Below are 8,264 nucleotides of genomic sequence, written 5' to 3' on the forward strand. Positions count from 1 at the left end.
TTGATGTCTGTTAACTTATCTGATTGCTCAGTGATCGCTCCAAAAATCTCCACACGTTTGATAGAATCAATTCCTAAATCGGCTTCCATATCCATACTCAATTCTAACATTTCAGCAGGATAGCCTGTTTTGTCTGCAACGACGCTTAGCATAAGGTCAAGCATTTCCGAATTTTCTTGGGTTGGTAAGGCGGTTTCAATTACGGGTATCGCAGCAGCAGGTTTATTGGGTTCAACTATTTGAGATGAAACTGAAGCTGGTGGAGCAGGAGGACTTTTGTCAGCAGGTGTTTTAATAGCTACAGTAGCAGCATTTTCAGGGTTTTGTTCCCCTCCAAAATTGTCTGATAAAAGGGCTAATAATTGCGCTGTTTGTTTGTTTTGTTCCGTCAAAATGGTTTGGAACATATCTAATGTTTTAGATTGATTTTCCTTAATGCCATCAATGGCGCTTTTAATGATCGTAGACTTCATATCTTCTTCTGTAACTTGGTCTGTACTGATTTTATTTATAGAAACGGGAACCTCTTTTATCACTTCCTTGATCACTTCTACGGTTTTAATAATTTCTGTAGCGTTGCTCACTTTAAACCCGTTGTTTAAAGCGTCATTATACACTTTTTGTGTTGCAGGACTCACATAATTGTTACCCGCTATTTTCACCGCCATTTTTGGTTGTACTAAAGGCGCTGCTACTCGACGTGCGTTACTGTCAATGGCTCCTAATTCACATCCTAGAACTTGTAATTGTACGGCAGCTTCTCTAATTTGTAAGTCACTGTTTTTAGTTGCTTTTGCATTTGTTGCCACCACAAAATGTTCTTTATCAGCTAAGATGTCTTTTACGAGATTGGTCAAAATAGATTTAGGCCCAAATTCAACAAAAACACGTGCACCAGCAGCGTACATATTTTCAATTTCAGTTTTAAAATCGACCGTATTTAAAATATGTTGCGCTAAGATATTTTTAATTTCAGGAGTCTCCGTTGGGTAGGCATTTCCTGTCGAATTTGAATACACAGGGATCACGGGGCTTGAGAATTCTATAGCCTGTATACTTTTTTCAAAAGGCTGTTGTGCGTGTCCAACACAGTCCGTATGGAAAGCTGCAGAAACAGGTAATAAAACGGAACGGTAGTTTTTAGTATCTAACAGCGTTTTTGCTTGCGTTATACCTTCTGTTGTTCCTCCTAAAACGAGTTGGTTTGAGGCGTTAATATTTGCAATAGAAACCCCCGGAATACTAGCAATTAAAGGCTGAATTTCAGAAGTAGCTGCTTTAACAGCTAACATCATACCAGCATCTCCACTCGTATTTTCACCTGCCATAGCCTTACCACGAGCAATGGCGAGTGTCATATAATCACTTTCGCTAAGTACGCCTGATGCACAAAGTGCAGTAAGCTCACCAAAACTATGTCCGGCCACCATATCACTTACAAGACCAGCATTTTTAAAGATCTTGTAGTACCCTAAGCTTATGGCCCCTATGGCAGGTTGCGCAAACTCTGTATTTGTAATATTTTTTTCTAAGCTATCATTATCCTCTGGTGTAAACACAGGCTTCGGATATATTTTAGTTGCTAAATCATATCCTTTTTTAGCATCAAAAGCAGCAATTGTTTGTTGAAGCGTTTCAAAACTACTCGTCGCCTCTTTTGCCATGTTAGCATATTGAGAACCCTGACCAGAGAATAATGAAGCCACTTTTATACTGCTTGAAATTCCGTTTGGTCTAAAGAAAATTTCCTTTGGGTGCGACCAAGCGTTCTTATTATTTTCTAATTGTTTGACTGCAATTTCTAGTTTAGAAATACAATCCTCTAAAGATTCTGCAACAAAACCTAAACGCGCTTCGTTTTGTTTTGCGGTGCCTTGCTTGGAACTTTCTTTTAAGTTATAATATGCCGCCGTTGCTTCCTTCGAATTCAATCTAGCAACTGTGTTTTTCAGATGCGTTAATAAGTCGTTAGCGTCAGTAGCTTTAAGGTAAATACTGTGAAATGTTTGATGTACTCTATCTGTAAAGGACGTTTTGTTTTCATATTCTTCCATGGCAAAATGCACGTTCACACCACCAAATCCAAAAGCAGATATTCCAGCTCTACGAGGTACACCGTTTTTAAACCAAGGTCTGGTTTTTGCATTGACATAAAAAGGAGAATTTTCAATCTCAAATTTTTCGTGAGGCTTGGTAACGTTTATCGTACCCGGCAATACTTTATGATATAAAGCTAAAGCTGCTTTTATCATTCCAGCAGCACCTGCAGCCGATTTTGTATGCCCTATTTGTGATTTCACAGAACCAATGGCAATATGATTTTTTGTCGTGTCACTTTTGCCAAAAACCATAGACATTGACTCAAACTCGGCAGCATCTCCTGCTCCTGTTGCAGTGCCGTGACCTTCAATTAATTTTACCGTAGACGCATCGTAGCCTGCTTCGTCATAAGCACGTTGCATCGCCAAAGCCTGACCGTGAGGACGTGGCGCATAAACCGATTTATAACGCCCATCACTTGAAGAACCAACCCCGGTAAGTAACCCATAAACTCGATCCCCATCACGTTCTGCATCTTCTAACCTTTTTAAAACTAACATTCCAATTCCTTCTCCAATCAACATGCCGTCAGAGTCGGTATCAAAAGGACGAATACTTCCTTTTTGTGAAAATGCGGGAGTTTTAGAGAATGACATATACATAAAAGGAGAATTATCTGTATCGACACCTCCGGTGAGCATCATATCACATCGTCCTTCAATCAATTCTGAGACTGCCATTTTAATAGCAGAGAGTGAGGCCGCACAGGCCGCATCCACGACTGAGTTAATGCCTCCTAAGTCAAAACGATTCGTGATTCGACCAGAGATGACATTCCCTAACATACCAGGAAAAGAATTTTCATTCCATCCAACATATGCTTTCTTCATTTTTTCAATAATGTGTGGAATATCAGCATCGCTGATGCCACTACTTTTTAGGGCTTTTTCCCAAATAGGAGCTTGCAACCTTGAGGTCAACGGCGTAATTAGTTTTTGACCACCACCAACTCCTAAAATTACGCCGGTTTTTTCTTTTAAAAGTGCCGTAAATTTACCTGATTCCCTACCATAACCAGCATCTTCAAATGCATCTCTAGCTCCTATTAAGGACAATAATTGAGACACATCCGTGACTTCTAAAATATTGGGAGGTAAACCAAATTCCATTGGATTAAAATCAATATCAGGAATAAACCCTCCTTTTTTACAATATGTTTTATCTGCTATTGTAGGGTCAGCATCATAATAATCTTCGATTTTCCAACGCGATTCTGGAACATCCACAATACTATCTTTCTGATTGATAATATTATTCCAATATTCTTGTACATTACTTGCATCAGCAAACATTGCAGACAAACCAATAATTGCTACTGGTGTTTTTTTAAGAGAACTGTTAATAGTGTCCATAATTTTTAGTCTATGTTAAGTATAGATGTTTCTGTTTTTCAACTTCTAAAAGTCCTTTTTCGGTGCACAATCCTCTTAGGTAAACGACCATAATGCCTTCTGTAAGCCTGGCTTTAGAAAATTGTGCTGACGGAAATATTTTTGTATTGTTGCATAATTTTAGCAATGTTTGAACCGTAGCCATCGTAACTTCTGGGTCTAAGTCTTTTCTGAATAAACCCTCTTTTACGCCCCATCTGGCTAAATAAAGCAATTCGCGAAAAGCGAATTCTGAATTTTTTTCGTAAGATTCTTTTAAGACACTAGGGAAATACTTTAGTATATCTTTATAAAAGTGAGCATTGCTATAATCCGCTCTTTTTAAAATTTGTTGTTGAATTATGCCCATCGCTTCAATCGCAGAGCTACAGTTGTTAATGATTTCGTCGTTATTGCTTCTAATACCAGCCAAATAGCGTTCTATACAGGCTTGCATTAAATCAGTTTTATCTATAAAATGATTGTAAATCGTACGTTTAGACGTGCTTAATTCTTTAGTGATGTCAGCAATAGTGACCGCTTTCACACCGTTTTTTAAGTATAATTGAGTGGTTATCTCTATTATGTAGTCTTTTGTAATCATATAATTTACCTAAATTTGTTCTGGCGGTACTATTTATGTACCGTTAGTACCGTAAAGAAATGATTTATAAATTAGAGTGATTTATGTTTTATCATAAATATTTCTTAATACCGAATAAATGCTAAAAATAAGGATAGTTAAAATAGCCAAAAACAACTCTTCTTTCACAAAAGAATTTTTATTAAAAAACCTCCCGAAGAGTCTTCAGGAAAGGGCAAAAAGGTATTTAGACGAAGAGAGTTCCCTGAGTTATAGTGCCGGGCGCCTGTTGTTAAAAAGAGCATTATTTGAAAACGGACTACCAGCTTCTTTATTGGAAGAAATAGGCTATTCTAAACAAGGAAAACCCAGTTTCAAAGTTCATAATTTCTCTATTTCTCATAGTAATGGGTACGTTGTATTAGCTTTTAGTACCAATTTTTCTGTTGGTATAGATATTGAGAAAAAGAAAACTATAGATTTAAAACTATTTAATTATTTATTTACGGCAGTGGAGTGGGCGTCTATTTTGGATGCTAAAAATTCCCTAGAGCGGTTTTATTGGTTTTGGATCCGTAAAGAAGCATTATTAAAGGCAGCTGGCTGTACTTTGAAAGAGTTAAAACAACTAGAAGTATATGAGCATCACGGGACGTATAAAGAGAAACACTATTATTTTAAATCCTTTGATTTTGATCCTGATTTTAATGGAATAGTCGCGACGGAAACTCAGACCGCTATTGGTATGGAATTTATTGAATTAAAGGATTTATTGAAAGATTAATCATTCTCAAATAGCAATGCCCTGTTTTTCAAATGCTGCTAAGTTTTAATTAGATACGTTAGTTACTTTACGTCTTGAAATAATTTCTTCTGAAACCGCTCTATAAAATAACTACCTGAATCTATGTTAAGACACTCACCTTTCTTAAGTCTTCATCAGAATATCCTATAAAAAAGAGAGGGCTGTTTCTGCTACTGAAAGAAAATAGCCATTAACATAATTGATGTTTTATTATCAATCCATGGCATCATTTTTAAGCGTATTAAAACGTCTTGATGTGATGCTTTTACCAAAATCGACAATTTATTCCCCAAGGTTTTTACTTCCTTTTGAATTGGTCTCTGCATATAAAAAACCTTATTCCTCACTTTGGGGCATTCTGCTTTTATCTAAATTTTGAATTGTAAACCTAAGCCGTATAAAAATAATAAGGAAATTGTTGCCTAACTCAATGGTATAGGTAATCTTGTAAAATCGTCGAATTTTAAATTACCTAATTTGGAATATTAGAGGCTAAGAAAACAGAACGCCAAAATAAAGTAATAGCTGAATTTAAGAAACTAGATACTCAACTGGATGAATCAAAAACTAGTGGGCAAGGTTGCGAGTGAAGAATTCAGTAAACAATTTTATCAAAAATTTAAACTCTTTTTCAAGTAAGAACAACTTCAAAATAAATACTTTTGGTTTTCCTTTATTTAAAGTATGCTCAAAATAGCTTTACATCCCATTTATAAACATCCACTACCCGAAGGGCACCGCTTTCCAATGGATAAGTATGATTTGCTTCCCAAGCAATTGCTCCATGAGGGAACGTGTGAACCAGAAAATTTCTTTGAGCCACAAATAAATCTCGATAATGAAACTTATATACAGTCTGTCCATACCTCAGATTATTTAGAGCAACTGTACAGCATTAGTATAGAACCAAGAGTCGCTCGTAAAATTGGGTTTCCATTGTCTGCAGAATTGGTTAAAAGAGAACGAATCATTACCAATGGCACTATTGAAGCCTGTAATTATGCTTTAGAATATGGTGTTTCTATGAATATTGCTGGAGGCACTCACCATGCTTATTCAGATCATGGGGAGGCTTTTTGTATGTTAAACGATCAAGCTATTGCCGCTCACTACCTCTTGCAAAATAAGCTGGCAAAGCAAATTCTTATCGTTGATTTAGACGTCCACCAAGGCAACGGAACAGCAGAAATTTTTCAAAAAGACGATAGAGTGTTTACCTTTTCTATGCACGGAAAAAGTAATTACCCGTTCAAAAAAGAAATTTCAGACTTGGATATTCCCATGGAAGACAATTGCGATGATGACCAGTATTTAGAGACTTTAAAAGTGACTTTACCGAAACTTATAGATCAGGTGAAACCAAACTTTATATTCTTCCTTTCTGGAGTAGATATTTTGAGTACTGACAAATTGGGAAAACTAGGTTGCAGTGTGGCTGGCTGTAAAAAAAGAGATGAATTTGTTTTTGAGCAGTGCTTACAACGAGAAATTCCTGTTGAGGTGAGTATGGGCGGAGGCTATTCCAAAGATATAAAAACCATTATAGATGCGCATGCCAACACTTATCGTACGGCACAGCAGATTTATTTTTAGAGTCAAAAGCATATTGTCAATAGACAATAATCAATAGACGGAAGGCGAGATTTTAAAAGTCAGGCACTAAATTAGAAGTCTGATATTTGAAATTATTTCATTTACGCCTCTAGCAAAAATCCTTCAGTAACCAAGCGATCTTTCAATCATAGCGTAAAAAGTAACTATTATAACTTAAAAAATAATCAAATTAGGAAATGCGATGAACATGTAAAAACCAATGTTTAAAAAATAGAGTTAGACTGGAGACTGCTTTTTTATCAAATATCGAGACGGAGTGGAGAGTAAGGTATAAAATTGTAAAAGCTGTCGGACTATTTTAAAATACAAGGGGCGTATTTATTTTGCAAAATCAGATTGTAATTATATTTATTTAAAAACCACCAATGGAACTGAAAAGAAGATACTTCGCCAATCTCTAAAAAATTTAAATAATCAGCTAAATCTTATTCCTTTTATTGTTTAGCACCAATTTATTTTTTAAATATTGGACTAAAAATTTGAATTATTTTTTACTTAATTGAGGAAAAAAATATAAGCATAGCAATAGTTATATTTTAAGACGATTAGTAAGTGAAAAAGAAACTGATTTTATACGATATTTGAACGCTAAATTGGTAAAAGCCTATAGGTTTAATTTAGTATCATATCGAATCTACTTAAGGCTATTTAGTGACTTTGGCTTAAAGTTATTTTATTTTTTAATTTATCATTCAATCCTTCAATGAATTCTCTCCGTTTAATTAATTCCTCTACAGTACTTTCAAACGTTTTTATTGTTGTCAATTTTGGAAATGATAATTTCCGTTTTGCAATTGAATTTGATATTAGAATATTTACATAATTAAATGTCAAGATCAGTTTTTGAATAAAGTCAGTTTTAATGATGTTCAACCCAATTTTATGAGCTGTTCTTTCATTCAGGATATACGTAGTTCCCTTAATTCTGACAGCAGTATTATTGTCTTTTTCACAACTATCTATTAAATTCAAAATTCCTTCTAAATACTTCTGCAGTATAAAATTGGTTTTTTGCTTACCACTTAATGTTTTGTCTATCACAAAAACATAATCAAATAAGGAACCACCGTGAATTTTGATGATTCCTTTCTCCTCTTTTTCAGTAACAAAAAGAGTAGAATAATAAATCAACTTCCCCTGCTTTTTAAGAGCTGGAATATCAAAAAAAGGGGCGATTATAGAAAGGGTAATGGCTATTGATACACATATAAAAAAATACAAACCACTAAATATTGATAATACTGAAACAATTATATTAAAAAATAAAGCGATAACTCCAATTTTTATTTGAATTTGGTGCTGTTCTTTAGTTGGTTTTAAGTAAAAGGGGTGATTCATTTTATAGTATTATAGAAATTAATTTATGAAATTTAGAGCAGGAGGGAGGCTCGTCCGTTACCATACTCAACGCACGTCCAATTGCAAGAGTCAGCATAAATAATATATTCAGTTCGGTAGCACATTTCCAATATTCTTTTTTCCAAATTCCTAAAATCCATATGATTGAAATTCCAATATATAGGCACAATATAGCTTTCAGCATATTTGAAAGGTCAATTGTGTTGACTTGAATGTTTAATTGCTGAGAGAGAAGTGATGGAAAGCCGTAAATTAGTCCTGTTGGTCATACAATTGATAAAGAAATCAGAAGATGTAAGTTCTTAAAAGTCCAATTCATTTTACTCGAAATTTTTATATGACTTATATTCTACAAGAACAATTATTCCCATAACCATTAATTCAAGTATAAAATAAACCCATCCCAGTTCGGTAAGTTTTTCAGAGAGCTTAT

The 8,264-nt window shown here is 34.8% G+C and carries 7 protein-coding genes; 2 read left to right on the top strand and 5 right to left on the bottom strand.

Going from position 1 to position 8,264, the window contains the following annotated elements; all coding sequences use genetic code 11:
- Nucleotides 1-3,452 (bottom strand): type I polyketide synthase (locus tag CXF67_RS02995; protein WP_102087399.1); only part of this gene is annotated, 3,452 nt, incomplete at its 3' end.
- A gap of 10 nt (nucleotides 3,453-3,462) precedes the next feature.
- Complete coding sequence (locus tag CXF67_RS03000) at nucleotides 3,463-4,074, bottom strand: TetR/AcrR family transcriptional regulator (RefSeq protein ID WP_102087400.1); 612 nt, start codon at nucleotides 4,072-4,074, stop codon at nucleotides 3,463-3,465.
- Nucleotides 4,075-4,192: 118 nt separating this feature from the next.
- On the opposite strand from CXF67_RS03000, the gene CXF67_RS03005 reads away from it, so the two are divergent.
- Nucleotides 4,193-4,837, top strand: coding sequence for a 4'-phosphopantetheinyl transferase family protein (locus tag CXF67_RS03005; protein ID WP_102087401.1), 645 nt, complete (start codon nucleotides 4,193-4,195; stop codon nucleotides 4,835-4,837).
- A 191-nt stretch (nucleotides 4,838-5,028) separates the two neighbouring features.
- Here the strand turns inward: CXF67_RS03005 and CXF67_RS18055 are convergent, their stop codons facing one another.
- Nucleotides 5,029-5,184: a hypothetical protein gene (locus CXF67_RS18055; protein WP_180957880.1), complete on the bottom strand. Its 156-nt coding sequence runs from the start codon at nucleotides 5,182-5,184 to the stop codon at nucleotides 5,029-5,031.
- A 358-nt stretch (nucleotides 5,185-5,542) separates the two neighbouring features.
- On the opposite strand from CXF67_RS18055, the gene CXF67_RS03010 reads away from it, so the two are divergent.
- Nucleotides 5,543-6,451: a histone deacetylase family protein gene (locus CXF67_RS03010; RefSeq protein WP_102087402.1), complete on the top strand. Its 909-nt coding sequence runs from the start codon at nucleotides 5,543-5,545 to the stop codon at nucleotides 6,449-6,451.
- A gap of 669 nt (nucleotides 6,452-7,120) precedes the next feature.
- Here the strand turns inward: CXF67_RS03010 and CXF67_RS03015 are convergent.
- Together CXF67_RS03015 and CXF67_RS19160 are read right to left on the bottom strand one after the other, a co-directional pair.
- Nucleotides 7,121-7,810, bottom strand: coding sequence for a hypothetical protein (locus tag CXF67_RS03015; protein WP_102087403.1), 690 nt, complete (start codon nucleotides 7,808-7,810; stop codon nucleotides 7,121-7,123).
- A 1-nt stretch (nucleotide 7,811) separates the two neighbouring features.
- Nucleotides 7,812-8,084: a DUF4345 family protein gene (locus CXF67_RS19160; RefSeq protein ID WP_102087404.1), complete on the bottom strand. Its 273-nt coding sequence runs from the start codon at nucleotides 8,082-8,084 to the stop codon at nucleotides 7,812-7,814.
- Nucleotides 8,085-8,264: the final 180 nt, after the last annotated feature.

Origin of the sequence: Psychroflexus sp. MES1-P1E (assembly GCF_002836055.1) — a bacterium.
Taxonomy (GTDB): Bacteria; Bacteroidota; Bacteroidia; order Flavobacteriales; family Flavobacteriaceae; genus Psychroflexus.

What these genes read in the sequence shown, in the direction of transcription:
- CXF67_RS03000 (WP_102087400.1), bottom strand. Translation starts at nt 4,074, where the DNA reads ATGATTACAAAAGACTACATAATAGAGATAACCACTCAATTATACTTA.
- CXF67_RS03005 (WP_102087401.1), top strand. Translation starts at nt 4,193, where the DNA reads ATGCTAAAAATAAGGATAGTTAAAATAGCCAAAAACAACTCTTCTTTC.
- CXF67_RS18055 (WP_180957880.1), bottom strand. Translation starts at nt 5,184, where the DNA reads ATGCAGAGACCAATTCAAAAGGAAGTAAAAACCTTGGGGAATAAATTG.
- CXF67_RS03010 (WP_102087402.1), top strand. Translation starts at nt 5,543, where the DNA reads ATGCTCAAAATAGCTTTACATCCCATTTATAAACATCCACTACCCGAA.
- CXF67_RS03015 (WP_102087403.1), bottom strand. Translation starts at nt 7,810, where the DNA reads ATGAATCACCCCTTTTACTTAAAACCAACTAAAGAACAGCACCAAATT.